The sequence below is a fragment of the Actinoplanes couchii genome, from assembly GCF_016862075.1.
Taxonomy (GTDB): domain Bacteria; phylum Actinomycetota; class Actinomycetes; order Mycobacteriales; family Micromonosporaceae; genus Actinoplanes; species Actinoplanes couchii.
On the sequence record NZ_BOMG01000048.1, the window covers coordinates 18,376 to 41,440 of the forward strand.

At 70.2% G+C, this 23,065-nt stretch carries 17 protein-coding genes; 5 read left to right on the forward strand and 12 right to left on the reverse strand.

The genetic code is table 11. The annotated features are described in order from the left end of the window. Positions 1-7: 7 nt before the first annotated feature. The 4 genes from Aco03nite_RS18230 to Aco03nite_RS18245 all read left to right on the forward strand — a co-directional run bounded on the left by Aco03nite_RS18230 (position 8) and on the right by Aco03nite_RS18245 (position 5,887). The gene (locus tag Aco03nite_RS18230; RefSeq protein ID WP_203796567.1) at positions 8-1,432 is read left to right on the forward strand and encodes an aldehyde dehydrogenase family protein; all 1,425 of its coding nucleotides are present in this window, start codon (positions 8-10) and stop codon (positions 1,430-1,432) included. A gap of 142 nt (positions 1,433-1,574) precedes the next feature. Continuing rightward, a complete protein-coding gene (locus Aco03nite_RS18235; RefSeq protein ID WP_203796656.1) occupies positions 1,575-2,366 on the forward strand; it encodes an aldehyde dehydrogenase family protein in 792 nt (263 codons plus the stop codon). A gap of 94 nt (positions 2,367-2,460) precedes the next feature. Further along, positions 2,461-3,330 (forward strand): SatS C-terminal domain-containing protein, encoded by an 870-nt coding sequence (locus tag Aco03nite_RS18240; RefSeq protein ID WP_203796568.1) that lies wholly within the window; start codon positions 2,461-2,463, stop codon positions 3,328-3,330. A gap of 67 nt (positions 3,331-3,397) precedes the next feature. Continuing rightward, positions 3,398-5,887, forward strand: a complete 2,490-nt coding sequence (locus Aco03nite_RS18245) for a transposase (RefSeq protein ID WP_203796569.1) — start codon at positions 3,398-3,400, stop codon at positions 5,885-5,887. A gap of 1,684 nt (positions 5,888-7,571) precedes the next feature. Here the strand turns inward: Aco03nite_RS18245 and Aco03nite_RS18250 are convergent. From Aco03nite_RS18250 to Aco03nite_RS18270, 5 genes are all read right to left on the reverse strand, one after another. Next, a complete protein-coding gene (locus tag Aco03nite_RS18250; RefSeq protein WP_183222624.1) occupies positions 7,572-8,159 on the reverse strand; it encodes a GTP-binding protein in 588 nt (195 codons plus the stop codon). 1 nt (position 8,160) lies between these two features. Then, a complete protein-coding gene (locus Aco03nite_RS18255; RefSeq protein WP_203796657.1) occupies positions 8,161-8,538 on the reverse strand; it encodes a DUF742 domain-containing protein in 378 nt (125 codons plus the stop codon). A gap of 131 nt (positions 8,539-8,669) precedes the next feature. Beyond that, entirely contained in the window at positions 8,670-9,074 is a 405-nt protein-coding gene (locus tag Aco03nite_RS18260) for a roadblock/LC7 domain-containing protein (RefSeq protein ID WP_067706828.1), read from the reverse strand. Further along, positions 9,071-12,568, reverse strand: a complete 3,498-nt coding sequence (locus tag Aco03nite_RS18265) for a sensor histidine kinase (protein ID WP_203796570.1) — start codon at positions 12,566-12,568, stop codon at positions 9,071-9,073. The genes Aco03nite_RS18260 and Aco03nite_RS18265 overlap by 4 nt, the downstream gene beginning before the upstream one ends. A 453-nt stretch (positions 12,569-13,021) precedes the next feature. Further along, entirely contained in the window at positions 13,022-14,143 is a 1,122-nt protein-coding gene (locus Aco03nite_RS18270) for an adenosine deaminase (RefSeq protein ID WP_203796571.1), read from the reverse strand. A 26-nt stretch (positions 14,144-14,169) separates the two neighbouring features. Between Aco03nite_RS18270 and Aco03nite_RS18275 the strand changes: the two genes are divergently transcribed. Beyond that, positions 14,170-14,976 carry a putative RNA methyltransferase gene (locus tag Aco03nite_RS18275; protein WP_203796572.1) on the forward strand — a complete coding sequence of 269 codons (807 nt, stop codon included), beginning with the start codon at positions 14,170-14,172 and terminating at the stop codon, positions 14,974-14,976. Positions 14,977-14,983: 7 nt separating this feature from the next. Here Aco03nite_RS18275 and Aco03nite_RS18280 read toward each other — a convergent pair whose 3' ends face one another. The 7 genes from Aco03nite_RS18280 to Aco03nite_RS18310 form a co-directional block, all read right to left on the reverse strand. Beyond that, positions 14,984-15,664, reverse strand: a complete 681-nt coding sequence (locus Aco03nite_RS18280) for a DUF4272 domain-containing protein (protein ID WP_203796573.1) — start codon at positions 15,662-15,664, stop codon at positions 14,984-14,986. 6 nt (positions 15,665-15,670) lie between these two features. Beyond that, the gene (locus tag Aco03nite_RS18285; RefSeq protein WP_203796574.1) at positions 15,671-16,948 is read right to left on the reverse strand and encodes a thymidine phosphorylase; all 1,278 of its coding nucleotides are present in this window, start codon (positions 16,946-16,948) and stop codon (positions 15,671-15,673) included. Next, positions 16,945-17,664: a cytidine deaminase gene (locus tag Aco03nite_RS18290; protein ID WP_203796575.1), complete on the reverse strand. Its 720-nt coding sequence runs from the start codon at positions 17,662-17,664 to the stop codon at positions 16,945-16,947. The genes Aco03nite_RS18285 and Aco03nite_RS18290 overlap by 4 nt, the downstream gene beginning before the upstream one ends. Before the next feature lie 115 nt (positions 17,665-17,779). Beyond that, a complete protein-coding gene (locus tag Aco03nite_RS18295) occupies positions 17,780-19,048 on the reverse strand; it encodes an ABC transporter permease (protein WP_203796576.1) in 1,269 nt (422 codons plus the stop codon). A gap of 4 nt (positions 19,049-19,052) precedes the next feature. Further along, on the reverse strand, positions 19,053-20,252 hold the full coding sequence (locus tag Aco03nite_RS18300) for an ABC transporter permease (RefSeq protein ID WP_203796658.1): 1,200 nt from the start codon (positions 20,250-20,252) through the stop codon (positions 19,053-19,055). A 59-nt stretch (positions 20,253-20,311) separates the two neighbouring features. Beyond that, positions 20,312-21,904 carry an ABC transporter ATP-binding protein gene (locus tag Aco03nite_RS18305; protein ID WP_275415879.1) on the reverse strand — a complete coding sequence of 531 codons (1,593 nt, stop codon included), beginning with the start codon at positions 21,902-21,904 and terminating at the stop codon, positions 20,312-20,314. Between the two features lie 50 nt (positions 21,905-21,954). Next, positions 21,955-23,049 carry a BMP family lipoprotein gene (locus Aco03nite_RS18310; RefSeq protein ID WP_203796577.1) on the reverse strand — a complete coding sequence of 365 codons (1,095 nt, stop codon included), beginning with the start codon at positions 23,047-23,049 and terminating at the stop codon, positions 21,955-21,957. Positions 23,050-23,065 lie beyond the last annotated feature (16 nt).

The following is a 23,065-nucleotide window of genomic DNA, read 5'->3' on the forward strand; positions in this document are numbered from 1 at the left end:
GGGGCCCATGTTCGAGTACGCACCAGCGCCGGAATCACGGTCGGTTGTCGAGATCGCCTCGTCCTACGGCCTCTTCATCGACGGCTCGTTCGACGGCGGCAAGGACGGCAACGTCTTCAAGACCGTCGACCCGGCCACCGAGGAGGTCCTCGCCGAGGTCGCCGCGGCCGGCCCGGAGGACGTCGACCGTGCGGTGGCCGCCGCCCGGCGCGCCTTCACCACCTGGTCGGCGCTGCCCGGCAGCGAGCGCGCGAAATACCTGTTCCGGATCGCCCGGATCATCCAGGAGCGGTCCCGTGAGCTGGCCGTGCTGGAGTCGCTGGACAACGGCAAGCCGATCCGGGAGTCCCGCGACGTCGACCTGCCCCTGGTCGCCGCGCACTTCTTCTACTACGCGGGCTGGGCCGACAAGCTGCGGTACGCCGGGTTCGGTCCCGACCCGAGACCGCTCGGTGTGGCCGCCCAGGTCATCCCGTGGAACTTCCCGCTGCTGATGCTCGCGTGGAAGATCGCGCCCGCGCTGGCCACCGGCAACACCGTGGTCCTCAAACCGGCCGAGACCACGCCGCTGTCCGCGCTCTTCTTCGCCGACGTGTGCCGCCAGGCCGAGCTGCCGGCCGGTGTGGTCAACATCGTCACCGGGGCCGGCGACACCGGGGCCTACCTGGTGCGGCACCCGGACGTGGCCAAGGTCGCCTTCACCGGCTCGACCGAGGTGGGGCGGGAGATCGCCCGCTCGGTGGCCGGCACCGGCAAGCGGCTCACCCTGGAGCTGGGCGGCAAGGCGGCCAACATCGTGTTCGACGACGCGCCGATCGATCAGGCGGTCGAGGGCATCGTCAACGGGATCTTCTTCAACCAGGGGCACGTGTGCTGTGCCGGATCGCGGCTGCTGGTGCAGGAGTCCGTTCTTGATCAGGTTTTGGAGTCCCTGAAGCGGCGCATGGCCACGCTGCGCGTCGGTGACCCGCTCGACAAGAACACCGACATCGGGGCGATCAACTCGGCTGCCCAGCTGGCCCGCATTACCGAATTGTCGGAAATAGGGGTACAAGAAGGCGCGGAACGGTGGTCGCCGGAGTGTTCGCTGCCCGACCGGGGGTTCTGGTTCGCGCCGACGATCTTCACCGGGGTGACGCAGGCCCACCGGATCGCCCGTGAGGAGATCTTCGGGCCGGTGCTGTCCGTGCTCACCTTCCGGACCCCGGACGAAGCGGTCGCCAAGGCCAACAACACTCCGTACGGACTGTCCGCCGGCATCTGGACCGAGAAGGGCTCCCGGATCCTGGCGGTGGCCGACAAACTCCGGGCCGGTGTGGTCTGGGCCAACACGTTCAACAAGTTCGACCCGGCGTCGCCGTTCGGCGGCTACAAGGAATCCGGCTACGGCCGGGAGGGTGGCCGTCACGGCCTGGAGGCCTACCTTGCCTAAGTCAGCCAAGTCATCCGCCGCACCGGCCACCACGCCGTCCGCCGCTGTCACGCCGGGTGCCGCCACCACGCCGGGCGCCGCGTCGCCCGCCGCCGCGCCCGTCACCGCCGCGCCCCTCACCGCCGCGCCGGTTCGGCTCGCCGTGCGGAAGACCTACAAGCTCTACATCGGCGGCAAGTTCCCCCGCAGCGAGTCAGGACGGACCTTCGTGGTGGACGGCGACAACGTGGCACTCGCCTCCCGCAAGGACGCCCGGGACGCCGTGCTCGCCGCCCGGGCCGCCCAGTCCAAGTGGGCCGGCGCCACCGCGTACAACCGGGGCCAGGTGCTCTACCGGATCGCCGAGATGATCGAGGCCCGGCGGGCCGAGTTCGTCGCGCTCGGTGTCCCGGACGCCGAGGTGGACGCCACCATCGACCGCTGGGTCTGGTACGCGGGCTGGTCCGACAAGATCGCCCAGGTGACCGGTGGCGCCAACCCGGTCGCCGGGCCGTACCTGAACATCTCCGCACCCGAGCCGACCGGCGTCGTCGGGATCGTCGCCCCCGCCTCGCTGCTCGGTCTGGTCAGTGTCATCGCCCCGGCGATCGTGACCGGAAACACGGTGGTCGTGCTCGCCGACGCGCCGCAGATCGCCATCACCCTGGCCGAGGTGCTGGCCACCTCCGACGTTCCGGGCGGCGTGGTGAACCTGCTCACCGGCCGGCACCCGGAGACCGCACCGTGGCTCGCCTCACACGATGACGTCAACGCGCTCGACCTGACCGGGGTGACGGATCCGGAACTCGCCGTCGAGTGGGAACGGGCCGCCGCAGGGACCTTGAAGAGGGTGATCCGCCCGTCCGGGGCCACCGATTTCACCGCCGATCCCGGTCTGCGGCCGATGACGGCGCTCCTGGAGACGAAGACCGTGTGGCATCCGAAGGGCTACTGAGGGCCCACCGGGGCGGCTGTCACACAGCGTTGCCGACTAGGGTGTGTGCCCAGAGTCACCCGTCCCACCACTCCCAGATCACCCGGAGGTCACCGTGACCAGCCAGTCCGACGAGCCCGAGGCCTCCGCGCCGGTGGCTGAGAAGTCCTCGTCCGAGGGGTCTTCCGGGCGGGAGCTTTGGGAGCTAGCCCGAGTCGAGCCGGTGGAGATCGCCCTGCCGGGCGGGGTGGGGCTGACCCTCCGGGCGTACCGGAAGGCATCCGAGCTCACCCCGACCGAGGTCGTCATCGACGAGGACGACCCCTTCGAGGCCCGCCGCAAGCGCGCCGAGGAGGAGGAAGAGGTGATCGTCGACGAGGAGTACGAAGCTCTGCTCGCCGACGACGAGAAGGCCGAGAAGGCCGACGGCAAGGAGTCCTCCTCCGAGGAGCCGGACCCGGCCGACTTCGAGGAGGAGCCCGCCGGCCAGGCGGATGACGAGGAAGTACCCATGTTCCTCAGTCACAAGGGCCGACTGCTCACTTTCAAGAGTTCCGAAGCGCTGGTCTCCTTCCTTCGTTCGGGTGCTCCGCACGATCTCGCACAATTGGACACCTGGGCCGACCTGGCCGAGCGGGTACAGTCGAGCGACATCGACCCCCTGCCGGAGGACCGCTACGAGCTCGACCTCGTGGTGGAAAACCTGCGCGGCGGTCACGACACGTGGGACCTGCCGCTGCTCATCAACGCCGGTGAAGTGGCCCGCGACCTGGGTTTCGCACTCCGCATCAAGCCGGTGATCCTGGCACTGTCGCCCGGATCGCCGCTGGACGACCTCGACGAATCCCTCCGGACCGCCGAGAAGGGCGGGATGGGTGGTTTCTTCGGCCGCCGACGGTTGAAGAAGATCGGTGCCCAGCAGGCCAGTCTCGGGTGGCGCTCGGTGATCGGAAAGATCTCCGCCGCTGTGGACTGGCGTGACTGACCGATCACCAGGGAACATCAATCGTTGGTCGTAAGAAGAGAAGCACTTGGCGGGAGGAGACGACGACGTGGCGCTCGTGCGCGTGTACTGCGGTCTGGCGTCGGCTGATGATTCGGCGCGTTCGGCCTCGGCCGCTCCGCTGACCGTCGCCGTGGTGGACGACGCGGGCCGGCTGCTCGGCGTCCACGAGATCAGCGACGACCCGTCTGGCTATGCCCAGCTGGGGACGCTGCTCGTGGAACGCACGACGGGCTTCAGCGACGCGGCGGTCGCCGCGGACAGCGACGACCACGTCGTCACGTCACTCCTCACCGCGGCCGGGCGGCCGTTGGTGGTGGTCGACGACGACGCGGCCGACGACTACGCGGAGCGCTTCTCCGACGACGACTCCCCCGAGGAGATCTCCGCGCCGGCAGCCGCCCGCCGGGCCGTCGGCCTGGCCCGGGCGCTGCAGGCCGGAGCGATCGCCGCGGTGACCCTGCCGGCACCGCGCGAGCTGGTCAGCTACAAGCCGGTCCTGGCCGCCCACGTGGCCATGCTGGTCGGGCGGAACGCGGCTGCCGTCGCCCTGCGTGAGGTGCTGCGCGAGCTGTACCCGGCGGCGCTGCGGGCGTTCCCGGACCCGGCGCACCCGACCGCGCTGGCCGTCCTCGACGCGATGCCCGAGCCGGGCCGTCTCAGCGGGTCGGCCCCGGCCGCCCGGGAGATCGCCACCGAGCTGGTGCGCGCCGGCTCCGGCAGCGAGAGCGAGCTGACCGCCGCGATCACCGCGCTGCAGGTCGCGGTCAGCGAGTCCCCGCGCCGGGGCGGCGTCAACAAGTCCCTGTCGCCAGCCGCCGCCGAGGCGGTCCGCAAGTCCATCGCGGCCGTCCGTGCCTGCGACTCCGCCTGCTCCGCCCTGGTCGGCACGCTCGCCGCCCGGGCCACCCCGCCCGCCACCGGTGGGCCCAACGTCGGCCGGCGCAGTGCCCGCCGGGGCACCGAGACACCCACGCTCCAGCCGGTGCCGAGCAGTGGCACCGGTGACGCCGCCCGCTTCGGCCGGCGCAACCGTCCCGAGCCGGTCTCCACCGGCACCGGCCCGGTCACGCCCCAGCCGCTGACCACCATGCCGACCGCGCCCGACCCGCTGATGGCCCCGCCGGTCGCCCCGGCCGCCGCCAACGGGATGCCCGGCCGCGCCACCGGCCCGCTGAACCGGCCGGTCTCGGTGCCGCCGCCCCCGCCCGGCATGACCCCGATCACCCCCGGCACCCGCCCGGCGGCGCCCGGCCGTAACCCGGCCACCCCGACCTCGGTGCCGCCCGGCCCCGGCAGCTCCCCGGCCGACGCCGGCGAGCCGTTCCGGCCGACGCTGACCAACGCCGAGCTGAACCGGGCCCGGGCCGAACGGCGCACGGTCATCCCGCCGCGCCCGGCCACCAGCCCGCGGTCGCCCGCACCGGCCGGTTCCGGCGCCACCGACTTCAGCCTGCCGATGCAGTCCGCCCGGACCCCGCAGGAGTCGCCGGAGCCCGGTTCGCGGGCCAACTGGCCGCTGCTCAACAGCGAGAAGGACGAGGCCGCCCGGCCCGATCTACCGTCCCGCTCGGAGCTGCCGTCCCGCCCGACGGCGCCGCCGCTGAACCCCCGTTCCTCGACCTCGTTGCCGTCCCGCTCCGCGTCGGCATCGTCCCGCTCGTCGGCGGCACCGTCGTCGGGTCTGCCGTCCCGGTCGTCGGCCTCGCCGTCGTCCGGCCTGCCGTCCCGTTCATCGGCCTCGCCGTCGTCCGGCCTGCCGTCCCGTTCATCGGCCTCGCCGTCCTCGGGTCTGCCGTCCCGGTCGTCGTCCACGCCGTCGCTGCCGACCCGGTCGTCCCGACAGTCGCCGGCCGCGTCCGTCAGCGGTGCCCCCGCCGAGGGCCGGGTCAAGCCGCCGTGGCAGGACATGCCGCAGGAGCCGTCGCCGCTGGACGTCGGTAAGGAACCGGCCCGCCGCCTGGTCGACCAGGCCCGCGGCAACGGTGGCCGGGCCCGGCTGCCCGGTTTGGACCAGCTCGGTGGCGGCACCCCGCCGCCGGCCCGCCGGGACGACCCGTCCCGGATCACCGCGCTGGACCGGAGCAGTGCCCCGCCGGTCCCGTCCGACGGCAACGACGGCGACCTGCTGATCTTCGCCGCGGCCAGGTCGGCGTGGTTCACCGGCGGCGCCCCCGACTCGACGGACGTCAACTGGTCCAACCCGAACGACGACGCCTGGCGTGCCGCCCAGAAGGCCGCCACGCCCGCCGTCGCCGCGGAGACCAACGCCGGCCTGCCGAAACGGGTGCCCCAGGCCAACCTGGTCCCCGGTTCGTCCCGCACCGAGGAGCGCCCGGTCCGCATCGTCCGCGACGCGGCCTCGATCGCGGCCCACACGACCGGCTACTTCCGCGGTTGGCGCCGAGGCCAGGAGATCGGCGGTTTCGCCATGGGCGGCCGCCCGGGCCGCGAGGCAGCCGGAGGCTGGGACTTCAGCCGAGACGGCCAGCCAGCCGACGAGTTCCGAAGCAACAGCGCCCCCCACAACAGCCGCTGACCCACAGCCGCCACTGCCCCATAGCCGTTACTGACCCACGGCCGCACTGACCCACGGCCGCCGCCGACCCGCCATGGTGCCGACCCGTCATGGCGGCCGACCCACCACCCGGCCCGACCCGACCCGACCGAGGACCGCACCCCACCCGGGGCCGCGGTCCTCGCCGTTTCCACCCGAACTCAGCACCGCCCCATGACGCCCGCTCAGCACCGCCCCGTGACACCCGAACTCAGCACCGCCCCGTGACACCCGAACTCAGCACCGCCCCGTGACGTCCGCTCAGCGCCGCCCCATGACACCCGGCTCTTCACCCAAGACGAGCCCGCAGCCATCACGCCCGGACTTCCACCAAGACCGTCCGGCGACCACCACACCCGGCTTTCCGGCCAAGACTGCCTATGACGGTGTCGCTGGCCCCACCAGGGGCGGCTTGAAGTGGCTCCACCTGAGCCGAAGATCCCCACCATGACGGTTTCATCTGGCCCCGGTTCTCACCAGGCATTACTCGCCGTGAAGATCGGGAAGTGGGGCCGATTCAAGCCGTCTCTGTCGGCTTCAGGTGGGGCCACCGCAAGCCGTCATGGGTGGGGCCAGCGACACCGTCATAGCCACAACGCTGCCTCGCAGCCATCACGTCGCGATTCGAACCGCCAACCACGAAGGCGAGACATGCCGCCGCCCGTCTGCGGCCACGGCACCGACAGCGCAGCCTCCGATCCCGCCGTGCAGCGGCCAGGGCGGGGCCATCACCCACCCTGCCTGGCGCGGGCTGAGTACCTCCACACGCCGTTTTCGTCGGGTGACGCTAACTCGTCCACCTCGCGACGCTGAATCGCCGCTCAGAGCTTCTCAGTGACCCGCCGAGATTTACAAAGCCGAGCTGGACAACCAAGGCCTCGTCACCGCCAGCCTCTGTCATCGCGGCCTTGCTGCCATTCAACCAGCCATCGCCGTCCAGCCGTCGCCGTCCAGCCTTCGCCGTCGCTGTCTGGCCTTCGCCGTCACCGCCCGGCTTGTGCCAGCGTCCGGCCTCCGGTGCCGGCAAGCCTTCGCCACCGCCCGGTCCTTCACCATCCGGCCTCCGGCCCGCCAAGCCTTCGCACCGTCCGGCTTCTGCCGGCGGCAAGCCTCTGGCTGCGCCAGAGCCTTTGTCACCGTCCGGGCTTGGGGAACCGTCAAATTGGACCATCCAGCTGCCCGAAGCGTGGTCGGCTGCCCGGCCACCAGCCGCGTGGTCGGCTGCCCGGCCGCGTAGTCGGTCGTCTAGCTGCATGGTCAGTCGATTGGCCGCATGGTCGGTTAGCTGCCCGAAGTGTCTCGGCTTCCGGCCAACCCCATTCCGCAACGCAACGGAACGCCGCGCCACGGCCCGTCCTGCCCCACGGCAACGCCGCGCCACGGCCCGCCCGCGCCCCCATCACGGCCCCGCCCGCCACGGGTCGCCTCGCCTGGCGCGGTGGGTTCGTGGCCGTGATTTAGTGCTGGTTGGGGTGGTGACCGTCTCAGTGGGTTGATCGGAATGGCGGCATGGCGCGATGACAATGGGTGACCACTCGTATACTATGACGAATGGCCGGAAAGCGCGCGAAAGCCCCGCTCCGGCCGGTGGCGTTGATCCAGGCCGTCGAAGCGGGGCTTCAGGTCAGGCGGGTGCGGCCTGACCTTCAGATTCGCGGTGTGAAGCTCAGGCGGGCGCGGTAGCGCGGGTCCGACGCATCGTCAGCACATACTCGACAAGCGAGATGAGGACGTTCTTCGTCGACTCGCGGTTACGAGCGTCGCAGCTCACCACGGGCACGTCGCTCGAGATCGCCAGAGCGTCTCGCACGTCCTGCGCGTTGTGGTACTGCATCCCGTCGAAGCAGTTTATGGCCACCAGGTACGGCAGCCTCCGATGCTCGAAGAAGTCGATGGCGGCGAAGCAGTCGGCGAGCCGACGCGTGTCCACCATGACGACCGCACCGATCGCGCCCCGGACCAGCTCGTCCCACATGAACCAGAAACGTGTCTGACCCGGCGTACCGAAGAGGTACAGGATCAGGTCCCGGTCGATGCTGATACGGCCGAAGTCCATGGCGACGGTGGTCGTCATCTTGCCCGGCACCTGCCGGTTGTCGTCGACACCCACACCGGCCGAGGTCATGATCGCCTCGGTGGTCAGTGGGGTGATCTCCGAGACCGACCCCACCAGCGTCGTCTTACCGACGCCGAAGCCACCGGCGATCACAATCTTCGCCGATGTCACGCGTCCCGCAGCGGGACGGTGCGACATGTCAGAGCCTGCGAAGTCCACTCAGCACCCTTTCCAGCAGATCCGTGCCTACCGCGTCGGTCTCGTCTTCGAGCGAGGTGGGCTCGTACACAGCGACCAGACCATCAGAGGCCATGTCCGCGACGATCACACGTGCCACACCGAGCGGCAGTTGCATGCGTGCGGCGATTTCGGCCAACGACTGAACCCGGCCGTTGTCGCACATCGCCGCGATGTACTGATGCTCGCTTCCACCCTGCCCGCGGCCCATTCCGGAACGCCCGCGCTGGGTTGTCTCGACCAGCGCTTCCAGCGCTATCTCAAGCTTCGGCCGGGTCCGACCTCGGGTCACGGCGTACGGCCTGACCAGAGCACCGGTCGGCTCATCGCGCTCAGGCATTGTCACCGTCAACCCCTCCCTCGGCCCCTCGAAGTGTATTGGTTATCAAAGCTTTCACCTGTAGCCGGCTGAGCCTACCGGGGTCGCAAAACCCCTGACAAACCCCTGGATGGTGCCAGCCCACTACCGGTTCAGCCCAGTACCCCGGCCGCGGACCGCGGCGCGGGGGTCAAAGCTTCGCCGACACGGTCGACCAGGAGGGCCATCTCGTAGCCGACCTGACCGACGTCGCAGCTCCGAGCGGCCAGGACCGCGAAGGAGGAACCGTCGGAGATGGACATGAGGAACAGGAAACCATTGTCCATCTCGACAACCGTCTGGAGGACGGCGCCACCCTCGAAGCAACGCGCGGCGCCCTGCGTCAGGCTTACCAGGCCGGACGCGATGGCCGCCAACTGGTCGGCGCGGTCACGCGGGAGGTCTCGCGACGACGCCAGGAGCAGCCCGTCGGCGGAGACGGCGATCGCATGCGCGACCCCGGGAACGCGATCGGCGAAGTTGGCCAGAAGCCAACCCAGATCCTGCGTAGATGTCATGCCTCATGCTCCTTGCCAGCCTGCGAGGGCTGCTGCCCTCCCGGAGTGTCCTCCAGGTTGGTCGATTGTTCCTTGGTGCGACCACGTGCCACACCACGGTGGTAAGCGGACAGGAGACCGCGAACCCCCTCAGGTGTACGACGCTGGACCGAGGTACCGGCCCGCTCGACACCACCGGGGACGAGTTGAGCCATCGGCTTACGCTTCGGCAGACCCGCCGTGGTGGTGGCGTCGATCGGTGCCTCAGCCGCCTGACGGGCGGCCTGCCATCCGTCGTCAGCCGCGGTACGCCACGGGTTGGCCGCAGGGGCTTCCCCACTCCCGTAGGCCGCGGGAGCGGCCGCCGGTGCACCAACAGTAGCGGCATCGAAGTCCCGAATCTCGGGCACCGGCACCTGCTGTGGTACGGGGGGAGCGCTCCGGGTCGGCTCGCCGGTCGGGATCCGCTGCGAGACGACCGATTCGTCGCCCACACCGGAGACCTTGGGACGGGCCGGCTCGGTCGACGTGACGAACCACGCCGACTCCAACTCCCGGAAGATCGGCAGTTCCATCGTCTCGTCCGCGAACGGAGCCGCGCCCTCACGGGCCGACGCCATCTGCGCGGCGGCAGTGGCCTGGGCCTCTGCCGGATCCCGGACGTCCGCCGGCGGCGCCGAGTTCGGCATCACCGGGATGGTCTGCGGGTTGATCGGCGGAGTCACCTGCGGCTGCGGCTCGAAGTTCTCCGGGCGGAACCGCGGGATCTCGGCAGTCATGTCGAGCGCGGCGGCCAGGTTCTCCGGCACGTGCGGGGTGACGTCGCGTTCCGCGGCGACCGGCGGCCAGGCCGGCGGCGCCGAGGCGAACGGGTTACGGTCGGCCGGTGAGATCGGCTGGGCCGACACCGGTTCGGCCGGCGGCGCGGAGTACGGCGCTGCCGACACCGGCGGAAGGGCCGGCGAGACCGGAGGCGCCGAGACCGGCGGAACCGGGGGTGCCGAGACCGGCGGCGTGAACGAGTTCGGGTTGGCCGGGAGCTGACGCGGGATGGTCGCGCCGAACCCGCCGCCGTCACCCTGGGGCTGGAAGTCCCCACCGTTGCGGCGCTGAGCCAGGTCGTCGAGACCGGCGAAGCCCTGCGGGCCGGACGGCAACGGCGGGATGACCTCGTTGCTACGCGGACCGTGGAACCCGTTCGGTGCGCCGCCACCGAAGCCGTTGGAGGAACCCCCGCCGAAGCCGTTGGAGGAGCCGCCACCGAACCCGTTGGACGAGCCGCCGAAACCGTTGCTGTTGCCGGCGTTGAAGCCGCCGAAGCCGGACGGCGCCGCGCCGGTGAGGTCGGACCACGCCGGGACCGAACCGTTGGAGCCGTTCGAACCGCCGTTGTGACCGTTCGACCCGTTGTAGCCGCCGCTCTCCAGAGCGAGGGGCTCGCCGAAGCCGGGCATCCCGGAGCCGGGACCGCCGTCGAAGGCGCTCCGCCCACCGGGCAGACCCTGGACCGGCGCGGACGCGCCGCTGGCCAGCACCGAGACGGGCAGGCCCACCTCGGCGACGGTGCCGCGCTCGCGGTCGGCCGGCCGGAGCTCGACCCGGACCGCGTGCCGGCTTGCCAGCCGGGCGACCACGACCAGGCCCATCATCCGGGAGACGGCGACGTCCACCGTGGGCGGGTTGGCGAGCCGCTCGTTGAGGTCGCGGAGCTGCTCCCGGCTGATGCCGATGCCGTGGTCCTCGACCGTCAGCACGGCGTTGTCACCGACGCGCCGGGCCTCGACCAGGACGTTGGAGTTCGGCGGGGAGAACGCGGTCGCGTTGTCGAAGAGCTCGGCGACCAGGTGGACCATGTCGTTCACGGCGTGTGCCGCGACCTCGATGTCCCGGTCGATCATGCCGAACTCGATGCGCGTGTAGTGCTCGACCTCGGACTGCGCGGCACGGAGCACGTCGATCAGGGCGGCCGGCTCCCGCTGCACACGGGTCGAGTCGGCACCCGCGAGAACCAGGAGGTTCTCGTCGTTACGGCGCATTCGGGTGGCCAGGTGGTCGAGCTGGAAGAGCTCGGCCAGACGGTCCGGGTCCTCCTCGCCGCGCTCCAGCCGGTCCAGGTGACCGATGAGCCGGTCGACCAGGATCTGCGAACGGCGGGCCAGGTTGACGAACATCGTCGCGACGGAGGCACGCAGTGCGGCCTGCTCCGCGGCGGTACGTACCGCCTCGAGGTGAACCGCGTTGAACGCCTCGGTCACCTGCCCGAACTCGTCCCGGCTGCGTACCGGAAGTGGTTCGGCGATCTGGTCGGCGACCTGTGCCGGGGTGAGCGACGCGGACAGCGCCGGGTCACGCAGCCGGCTGACCGCGTGCGGCAGGCCGAACTGGGCGACCGCGAGGGCACCCTGACGCAGCTCACGGAGCGAGCGCGCCATCGAGCGGGCGACCAACCACGCGAACAGGATGGCCAGGAGCAGCATGCCGAGCAGGATGCTGGTCTCCAGGAAGACGTCCTGGTTCGTCTTGTTCCGCAGGGTCGTCGCCTGGTCCACGATCTTCTTGTCGAACTCGACCTCGACCTGGCGGAACAACTCGTTGTAGCCGGCCAGGTCCTGCTCCCACTCCGCGGAGGAGAACGGGATGGCGGAGGCGTTGTTGCCCTGGAGCGCCATCAGCGGCGTGATCCAGTTTTCCGCGGCCTGGCGTTTCGGCCCGGTCACGGTGTTGTTGAAGTAGTCCGTCTCCTGGGTGGTACCGACCGCGGTGAGGGTCTCCTCAGCGAGCTGGTAACCGGTCTGCGTCTCCAGGAAGCGGGCGCGCAGGCCGTTCGTGAGCGCCTTGGCGTCCACGATCTCCTGCCCGATGTACCGCTCCTCGGCGACGTAGTTCTTGGCCCGGGCCACCGCGGCCACGACCCGGAGCCGTTCGCTCAGGTCCTGGTTGTTGGCGAGCTGTGCGGAAATCTCGCGGACCTGGAGAAGGTCGTTGATCAGCGAGTCGTAGGTGGTGAGGACGTTGGACACGTCCTCATCGCCCTTGGCGACCCGGCTGCGGAAGGTGGGCAGGTCCTCGAGGTTGCGCTCGAGGCGCACGAGCAGGTCGCCGACGCTGTCCGGGATGTCTTCGAGGGCAGCCTTCTGCTGGACGTACGGCACCTTGGCCGTATCGACCTCACCGTGCTCCTTGCTGTAGCGCTCGACGGCGGTCTTGAAGGTGGCGGAAGTCTTGGAAGCGACCTGCACCTTCGTGATGATCACGCCGTAGGTGCGCTCGGTCTGCAGGTGGTCGACCAGACCACCGGAGGCTTCGGAGAGCACCGCGAGGGTGCGAGCGCGCTCCGCGTTACTGGCTTCTTCGATGTGGTCAACCAGACCGTTGACACCGACGATGATGGTCGCCACCGTCGGGACCAACATGATCAGGCCAAGTTTGGACCAGATCGGCAGGTCTCGAAGTCGACTCGCGGGTCGACTGAGACGCGACATGACGCCGTTCGCGCTACTGGGGCGCTTGCTCACGTCACCGTCCTCCTGATTCGGGCCCGGCTTTCGGCTCGCCGGACACCGCACACGGCCGACTCGCCGACGTCGGGCCCCCGAGATTCCATCACGACAAGTGTCAAAGAGAAAGAGCAGGCTGACACGGACCGGTTGTGTGACGCGATGTTGCAACCTCGTAGTTGGACATCGCCGGTCTCAATATCACTACCTGTGGAACTGCACATCTCTCAAGGTCACTTCGTAGGTCGGCGCAGCGTTGGGGGGTGGATGCAGGCCGACCGGGTCCCGATCGTAGTCGATCGCGATAGAAGTGACGATGACTCGGTTCCCCGCGATCGGCAAGGTGCGACGCCAGAGTATGCCGACTTTGCAGGCGCCAGTCCAGCCGAACGTCGGGGCACCAGAGGCGGACGGTCGATTTCTTTTGACGTACGTTCGTTCAGATCCGGATATAACCTGACATGCCGGATATCAGGCCAGCAGCTTGGCGTACGCCGGCTTGATCACTTCATTGATCAGAACGAGACGTTCGTCGTACGGGATGAACGCGGATTTCATGGCGTTGATGGTCAACCACTGCAACTCCGCCCATCCCCAGCCGAACGACTCGGTCAGCAACGTCATCTCGCGGGACATGGACGTACCGCTCATCAATCGGTTGTCGGTGTTGACCGTGACGCGGAAGCGGAGATCGTGCAGGAGCTTGATCGGGTGTTCGGCGATCGACGGCGCGGCACCGGTCTGCACGTTGGAGGACGGGCACAGCTCGAGCGGGATGCGCTTGTCCCGGACGTACGCCGCGAGCCGCCCGAGCACCGGCGGGGCGGCCTGGGTGCCACCGGTCGCCGTCGGGGCGCTCGGGGTGTCCGCGGTGACCGTGATGTCGTCGACCAGGCGCACGCCGTGCCCGAGCCGGTCCGCGCCGCACCACTGGATCGCCTGCCAGATCGACGGCAGGCCGAAGGCCTCACCGGCGTGGATGGTGAAGTGGAAGTTCTCCCGCTGCAGGTACTCGAAGGCGTCCAGGTGCCGGGTGGGAGGGAAGCCGGCCTCGGCGCCGGCGATGTCGAACCCGACCACACCGGTGTCCCGGTAGCGGACCGCCAGCTCGGCGATCTCCTGGGACCGGGCGGCGTGCCGCATCGCGGTGAGCAGGGTGCCGACCCGGATCGGCGTGCCGTTCGCCGCTGCCTCGGCGGAGCCCTCCCGCAGACCGGCGTGCACCGCCTCGACCACCTGGTCCAGGGTCAGACCGCCCTCCAGGTGCTGTTCCGGGGCGTAGCGGACCTCGGCGTAGACGACACCGTCGGCGGCCAGGTCGAGGGCGCACTCCTTGGCGACCCGGTGCAGGCCCTCCTCGGTCTGCATGACCGCCACGGTGTGCGCGAAGGTCTCCAGGTACCGTTCCAGCGAGCCGGAGTCGGCGGCCGCGACGAACCACTCGCCGAGTCGCTCCGGGTCCGTGGACGGCAGCTCGTGACCGACCGCCGCGGCCAGCTCGACGATGGTGCCCGGCCGCAGGCCACCGTCCAGATGGTCGTGGAGGAGGACCTTCGGCGCCTTGATGATGTCGGAGTGTGCGATGCCAACCATCAGAAGAGCCTAGAGGGAATCGTCCGATGATCGACGCGGTAGTTGCGTTTCTGCGGTGCCCGGTGTGCCACAACACGGTGACCAGGCAGGATCGGACACTGCGGTGCCCGCGGGGCCACAGCTTCGACATGGCGAAGCAGGGTTACGCCGACCTCAGCGGCGGACGGCTGCCGCACACCGGGGACAGCGCCGAGATGGTCGCCGACCGGGCCGGCTTCCTGGCCGCCGGGCACTACGGGTTCATCGCCGACGCCCTGACGGCCGGCGCGCCGGAAACAGCAGGTCTGGTGGTGGACGCCGGGACCGGCACCGGCGACTACCTGGCCCGGTTCCTGGACGGGTCGCCGGAAGCAATCGGTCTCGGACTCGACGTCTCCAAACCGGCACTGCGGCGGGCCGCCCGGGCGCATCACCGGGCCGCGGCCGCGCTGGCCGACCTGTGGCGTCCACTTCCGGTCGCGGACGGGGCGGCCTCGGTGATCCTGAACGTCTTCGCGCCCCGTAACGGGCCGGAGTTCCACCGGATCCTGCGGCCGGCCGGGCTGCTGCTGGTGGTCACCCCGGCCGCCGACCACCTGACCGAGCTGATCAGCGGGTACGGGTTGATCCAGGTCGACCCGGAGAAGGCGGCCCGGGTCAGTGGCAGTCTCGGCGAGCACTTCACCGCGATCGCCACCGCCGGGCACCGCCGGGAGCTGAAGCTGACCGCGGCCGAGGCGCGCACCCTGATCGGCATGACCCCCAGCGCCCGCCACGTGCCCGCGGACACTCTGCCCACAGTGGACGTCACGGTGACCGCCGCGGTGGACGTGACGGCCTATCAGCGGCGCTGACGGCCCCTCAGACGGAGAGGTCGACCTCTTCCCATTCGGGGGGCACGTCGTGGTACGGCCCGGTGAAGATGACCGCCCACTCCAGCGCCCACCGGCGCTGCCCGATGGCGTTGCCGTCCACGTCGCCGGGCAGTGACCGCCCGCTCTGCTCCGCCTCCTGGAACGCCCAGTCCAGGCAGTAGTAGAGATCGAGCAGCACGGCGGCCTCGGCCGGATCCCGGATCGCCATCAGCGACCGGGACCGCCAGCTGGTGAAACTCTCCCCGGCGGGCAGGTCCGGCATCTGGGCCATCATCCGGTCGTCCGGCGGGACCGTCGGGTCCAGGTGCCGACTCAGGCCGAGCAGCCAAGCCAGCGCGAAGACGGCGTCGTGGTGCAGCACGAAGGAGCGGTGGTCGCCCTTCGCGCCGATCACGAACTGCCACTCCGGCGGGGTGACCAGCTCGACCAGGTGGGAGCCGAGCAGCCAGCTCATCGCCGCCTCGGTGGGCATGCCGAAACACCTGGCGACGACGACGTGCAGAATCGCGGCCCGGGCTTCCAGCTCGGCGACCGGGCGCAGCTCGACCGTGTCGCCCTGCTCCCACACCAGCGGAAACGCCAGCGGGGGCAGGGGCAGGCCGAGCCGCGCCAGTTCGTCGAGACTTGCCTCGCGGACCGCACGGGGGTCGGGGGCGGCCTTAATCATGGCGGTTCAGGCTATGCGGTCGAGCAGAAGCGGAACAGGGGAGGTGGCCTCCGCCCCGAGGACGATCGCCCCGGCCGCGTCGGCGCGGGCCACCGGGATCCGGGACTCGTCGTCGGCGCGCAGTTCGAGCAGCACGTCACCGGCCTTGACCCGGTCGCCCGGGCGGACCTTGAGCTGCACCCCGGCGCCGAAGCTGACCGGGTCCTCCTTGCGGGCCCGGCCGGCGCCGAGGCGCCAGGCGGCGATCCCGATGCCGTACGCGTCGACCGAGGTCACCACACCGTCCTCGGTGGCCCGCAGCACCTCGGTGTGCGCAGCGGTCGGCAGTGGCGCGTCCGGGTCGCCGCCCTGTGCCTGGATCATCGCCCGCCAGGTGTCCATCGCCTGCCCACTGGCCAGCACCTTCTCCGGGTCGGCGTCGACTCCGGCGGCGGCCAGCATCTCCCGGGCCAGAGCCAGCGTGAGTTCCACCACATCGGACGGTCCGCCGCCGGCCAGGACCTCCACCGACTCGGCCACCTCGTTGGCGTTGCCGACGGCGAGACCGAGCGGGGTGCTCATGTCGGTCAGCAGCGCGACCGTGGTGACGCCGCTGTCCTTGCCCAGCTGGACCATGGTCCGGGCCAGCTCCTGCGCGGTGGCGAGGTCCTTCATGAACGCGCCGGTGCCGACCTTCACGTCCAGCACCAGCGCGCCGGTGCCCTCGGCGATCTTCTTGCTCATGATCGAGCTGGCGATCAGCGGGATGGCCTCGACGGTGCCGGTGACGTCGCGCAGCGCGTACAGCTTGCGGTCGGCCGGGGCCAGGCCCTCGCCGGCCGCGCAGATGACCGCGCCGATCTCCTGCAGCTGGCTCTTGAACTGGTCGTTGGAGATCCGGGCCTGCCAGCCCGCGATCGACTCCAGTTTGTCCAGGGTGCCGCCGGTGTGGCCCAGCCCGCGGCCGGACAGCTGCGGCACGGCCACGCCGCACGCGGCGACCAGCGGGGTCAGCGGCAGCGTGATCTTGTCGCCGACACCGCCGGTGGAGTGCTTGTCGGCGGTCGGCCGGGTCACCGCGGAGAGGTCCAGTCGCTCCCCGCTGGCGATCATGGCGGCCGTCCAGCGGGCGATCTCGGCGGGCGTCATGCCCCGCAGCAGGATCGCCATGGCCAGGGCCGACATCTGCTCGTCGGCGACGACGCCCTTGGTGTAGGCGTCCACCACCCAGTCGATCTGGGCATCGGACAGGACCTGCCCGTCCCGCTTGGCGCGGATCACGTCCACGGCGGCGAAAGCACTCACGATCTTCCTTCTTCCCAACGCTGCGGGATGCCCTCGGGGGCCTCACCCTCGCCTGCCCAGGACAGATTGCCCTGGGCGTCCACCACCACGATCCGCGGCGTCCGGACCAAGCCCCAGGCGACCGCGGCGGCGGTGTTCGCCAGGTTCGGCCCCTCTTCCAGGATGCCCTTCTCCTCGGCACTGCCCGGTTCTCCGGAGGACCGCTCCCAGTAGCCGGTCCAGATGGTCTCCCCGCCGGAGATGTCGGGGTGGACGAAGACCGTCCCCCGGCCGCGCCACTTGGCCAGTTCCGGTGGCACGTCGGCGGCGCCGCCGACGCGGCCGGTGACCCGGTCCATGTCCGGGTAGCCGAACGCGTGCGGCAGCAGCTCGGACATCCGCAGCGGCTGGGGCAGCGCCTCGACCAGCAGGTCCGGGCCGCCGTGCTCCCAGAGCAGCTGACGGCAGCGGCCGCACGGCATCAGCGGGGCACCCGCCGCGTCCACGCAGGAGATCGCCACCAGCTGCCCGCCGCCGCTCGCGTACAGCGCGCTGATCAGGCCGCACTCGGCGCACAGGGTCATCCCGATGGACGCGTTCTCCACGTTGCAGCCGACGATCACCCGGCCGTCGTCGACCAGTCCGGCCACACCGACCGGGAAATCCGATATCGGGGTGTACGCCAGCCGCATCGTCTCGATGGCGGCCGCCCGCAACGATGCCCAGTCGATCTCCATGACGCCGATTCTGCCGTATCCGGCCGGGCGGTTTCACCGCGGCACCGGCCCCCGGAAAACCGAAACAGGACGGAAACCCGAGGTCCCCGCCCTGTCCCGGTTTTTTACCGAAAGATCAACTCTTGATGTACGGCTGACCCGACGCCGCCGGACCACGCACCCGGCCGACCAGCCCCGCCACCGCGACCAGCGTCGCCAGGTACGGCAGCATGTTGAGGAACTGGCTGGGCAGCGGGCTCTCGATCGCGCTCAGGAAGAACGCCAGCTTCTGGGCGAACCCGAAGAACAGCGCCGCCCCGAACGCCCCGAACGGGGTGAACCGGCCGAAGATCAGCGCGGCCAGGGCGATGAAGCCGGCGCCCGCGGTCATGTTCTTGGTGAAGCTGCCGGTCGCCACCAGCGTGAAGTAGGCGCCACCGATACCGGCCACCACCCCGCCGAGCAGCACGTTCAGGTACCGCAGGCCACGCACCCGGATACCCACCGTGTCGGCCGCGGTCGGGTGCTCGCCGACCGCACGGGTCCGCAGGCCCCACCGGGTCCGGGTCAACCCGAAGTGGATCGCCAGCACCAGCCCGAGCGCGAGCCAGACCAGCAGGTTCGCCTCGAACAGCACCGGGCCGACGACCGGGATGTCGGCCAGCCCCGGGATCCGCCACTCGGGCAGCTGCGGCGGCTGGTTGTAGGTCTGCGCGTCGGGCTGCATCAGCCGCTCGTACAGGAAGCCGGTGATGCCGAGCGCGAACAGGTTCAGCACCATGCCGACCACCGTCTGGTCGACCAGGTAGCGGATCGACAGCACGGCCAGGATGCCGGCGATCAGCACACCGCCGACGGCCGCGCTGATCAGGCCGGCCCAGACGCTGGTGGCCATCGTGCCGACCAGGGCGCCGGCGAAGGCGCCCATCAGGAACTGGCCCTCGATCGCCACGTTCACCACGCCGGAGCGCTCACCGAGCACACCGGCCAGCGCGCCGAGGATCAGCGGCAGCGCCAGTTGCAACGTGCCCTCGGTGGTGTCCACCAGCGGCATGAAGTGGCCGGCCACCTGCCAGCACAGGAACGACAGCACGAAGGTCAGGATGCCGAGCACCAGCAGCAGGTTGGAGCGGCGCTTGAGCAGCCCGGCGACCATCACCCCACCGGCGATCACGGTCAGCACCCCGAAGAGCACCGCCCCGAACGGCCCGTGGATGGAGAGCGCGGCGCCCTCGGCGTTCTCACTCAGCGTGAACCGGGCGTCCTCACCGGGCGCCAGCGAACCGAACACCCCGGCGGCCACCACCCCGAGCAGGATCAGGGCCGTGCCGAGCTTGCGTGGCCGGGACCAGAACGGCTCCGGCGCGGCGACCTCGGTCAGGTCCTCCACAGTCGCGGTCGACATGTCCTCAGCCCTTCGCCAGAGAGGCGCCGAGACCGGTGGACCGGGCGGCACGCAGACGGAAGATCGCCTTCACCAGTGCGGGGGCGGCGATGAAGATGACGATGAGCGCCTGGAGCACGGTGACCAGCTCCAGCGAGATGCCGGCGAACGACTGGATCCGGTTGCCACCGGCCCGCAGCGCGCCGAACAGCAGGGCGGCGAAGAAGGTGCTCCACGGCCGGTTCCGGCCCAGCAGGGCGACCAGCAGGCCGTCGAAGCCGATGTTGCCGGCCACCGCCGGGGTCAGCGCGTGCGCGGTGCCGAGCACCTGGGTCGCGCCACCGAGACCGGCCAGGCCGCCGGCGACGGCCATCAGCAGCACGTACGTCCGGGCGACGCTGATGCCGGCGGTCCTGGCCGCGTGCGGGTTGGCGCCCACCGCGCGGATCTCGAAACCGAAGGCGGACCGCTTCAGCAGCCAGGCCACCCCGGCGGTGACCAGCACCGCGAGGATGATGCCGAGGTGCACCCGCAGAACGCCGCCGGGCGACGGGAGCTGTGCCGACTCGGCGACCGTCTTGCTGATCGCGTCGCTGCGGCCCTCGGCCTGGACACCCTTCTGGATGACCAGCCAGGACAGGAACAGCGCCGAGGTGTAGTTGAGCATGATCGTGGTGATCACCTCGTGGGCGCCGGTGCGCGCCTTCAGCAGGCCGGGGATGAAGCCCCACAGTGCGCCGCCGATCACGCCGGCGACCAGCGCGACGGCCAGGTTGAGCACGATCGGCAGGCCGAACGAGAAGCCCGCGACGCCGGCCACGATGCAGCCGAGCACCGCCTGGCCCTGGGCGCCGATGTTGAACAGGCCGCCGCGGAAGGCCAGCGCCACCGAGAGACCGGTGAAGACCAGCGGAGCGGCGTACGTCAGGGTCTCGGAGAGCGGGGTGAACGCCTGCTGCCAGGTGGCCGTCCCGGCGAACCAGGCCTGGAATACCGCCGGGTCACCGAACGCGCCCATCAGCAGCTCGGAGTAGGCCGTGCTGATCAGCTCCCAGCTGGAGCTCAGCGCGTCGCTCGGGCGGGCGGTGAAGTAGCCGAACTTGGCCAGCACCTCGGCGTCCGACACCACGATCAGCACCGCGCCGATCACCACCGCCAGCACCACCGACAGGGCGGTGAGCAGCACGTTGTTCGCTGACCAGAGATTGCGCAGGAACACGTTCATGAACGAGTCGTCGCCGGCGGGCTCCGGCTTCTTCACAGCCGGAGTCTGAGTCTCGGCGGTCACTTCTCCCCCTCGGCCGTCGCGCCGGTGATGCCGGCCATCAGCAGACCGATCTCCTCGCGTGGCGTGTCCGGCGAGACGATCGCCAGGATCCGGCCGCGGTACATCACCGCGATCCGGTCCGCGAGGCCGACCACCTCGTCCAGCTCGCTGGAGACCACCAGCACCGCGGTGCCCTGGTCCCGCTCGTGAATGATCCGGTTGTGGATGAACTCGATCGAGCCGACGTCCACCCCGCGGGTGGGCTGCGATGCGATGAACAGGCGCAGCGGGCGGGACATCTCCCGGGCCACCACGACCTTCTGCTGGTTACCGCCGGACAGCGTGCCGACCGGGGTCGCCGGCGACTGGCACCGGATGTCGAACTGCTCGATCCGCTCGGTGGCGTTGCTGCCGACCTTGCTGCCGTCGATCCGGATCGGATTGCCGAACGGGGCGCGGTCGTACATGTCCAGGATCAGGTTCTCGGCGACCGAGAACTCCTTGACCACACCGTCGTGGCTGCGGTCCTCGGGGACGTAGCCGACGCCGGAGCCGAGGATCTTCTTGGTGCTCAGCCCGACCAGGTCGGCGCCGTCCAGGCGGACCGCTCCGGCCCGGGCCGCGCGCAGGCCCATCACGGCCTCGACCAGCTCGGTCTGCCCGTTGCCCTGGACGCCCGCGATGCCGAGCACCTCACCGGCCCGGGCCTCCAGGTCCACGCCGTCGACCGCGCGGACACCACGGTCGTCGTCGACCACCAGGCCGTCGATCTTCAGGATCGGGTCGCCGGGCTCGGCCGGGCCCTTCTGCACCTCGAGGCTCACGGCGCGGCCGACCATCAGGGCGGCCAGCTCGTCCTCGCTGGTGTCCGGGCTGGCGGTGCCGACGATCTTGCCGCGGCGTACCACGGTGATCCGGTCGGCGATCGCCTTGACCTCTTTGAGCTTGTGGGTGATGAAGACGATCGACTTGCCCATGTCGGTCAGCGACCGCATGACGGTGAGCAGCTCCTCGGTCTCCTGAGGGGTCAGGACCGCGGTCGGCTCGTCCAGGATCAGCAGGTCGACCTCGCGGGTCAGGGCCTTGACGATCTCCACGCGCTGCTGCGCGCCGACCGGCAGGTCCTCGATCAGGGCGTCCGGGTCGACCGGCAGGCCGTACTTCTTCGAGGTGTCGATCACGTCCCGGCGGGACCGGCGGCGGTCGAGCCAGCCCAGCGGGCCGCCGCGGGTCTCCTCGGCGCCGAGCGCGATGTTCTCCGCCACGGTGAAGACCGGCACGAGCATGAAGTGCTGGTGCACCATGCCGATACCGGCCGAGATGGCGTCCCGGGGGCTCTTGAAGACCAGGGGTTCGCCGTTCACGACGATCTGGCCCTCATCCGGCTGGAGCAGGCCGTACAGCTGGTTCATCAGCGTCGACTTGCCGGCGCCGTTCTCGCCGAGTAGGGCGTGAACCTCGCCCGGCTCGACAGTGATGTCGATGTGGTCGTTGGCCACCAGGTCGCCGAAGCGCTTGGTGATGCCGCGCAGTTCCAGTTTCAGCGGAATCTCCCGAAGTTCGGTGATCGAGCCTGGTGGACGCTGTAATGCGAGCCGCCGCTCGGCCACGGATCGTAAACCCGTGGCCGGGCGGCGGCCAGATGTTACCTACCCGAGAGTCACTTCGGCGCGGAGGCCGACTCGACCTTGACCTTGCCGGAGATCACGTCGGCCTTGAGGGTCTCCAGCTCGGTCTTCAGACCGGCGTCGACCTTGCTGTCGAAGCTGTGGAACTCGGCGAGCGAGACACCCTCGTTCGACAGGTCACCGACGTAGCCCGGGGCGGCGGCCAGGGTCTCGCCCTTGGCGCCCTTGACCACGGCCTCCTTGACGGCCTCTTCGATGTTCTTGACCACGGTGCTCAGGAACACGTCGCAGTACTGCGCGGCGCTGGTGCAGCCGTCCTGGTCGACCCAGATGACCGAGACCTTGCCGGCCGAGTCCTTGGCGACCTGGGCGGTGCCGAGGCCGGTGCCGCCGGCGACCGGCATGATCACGTCGGCGCCCTGCGAGACCAGGGTCTCGGTGACCGACTTGCCCTTGTTCTGGTCGATGAAGCTCTCGGCGAAGGTGCCGTTCTGGGACGCCTTGTTCCAGCCGAGGACCTCGACCTTCTTGCCCTTGACGGTGTTGTAGTGCGCGACGCCGTCGGCGAAACCGTCCATGAAGATGGTCACCGGGGCGATCTTCAGACCGCCGTAGGTGCCGACCTTGCCCGACTTCGAGTAGCCCGCGGCCAGGTAGCCGGCCAGGAACGCGGCCTGGTGGGTGGCGAACTGCATCGGGTAGATGTTGCTGTTGCCACTGTTGCTGTCCACGATCGCGAACTGCGAGGAGGAGCTCTCCTTGGCGACCTTGGTGGTCACCTCACCCATCAGGCCACCGACGGCCAGGATGAAGTTGCAGCTCTGCGAGACGTAGCTGCGCAGACCCGGCTCGTAGTCGGCCTCGGAGGAGGACGCCACGTACTTCGGGTCGACGTTGCTGACCTCTTTCTGCGCGGCCTGCAGACCGGCCCAGGCGGAGGCGTTGAACGACTTGTCGTCGATGCCGCCGAGGTCGGTGACCATGCAGGCCTTGTAGGCGGCCTCAGCGGCGGTGCTGCCGCTTGCTGCCGGGGTCTCGGCCGGAGCCTCGCCACAGGCAGCGGCAGCGAGCGTCAGCCCACCTGCCGCGAGAATCGCCACGATCCGCTTCCCACGTACTGGGCGCAAGACGCCCTCCTTCCGC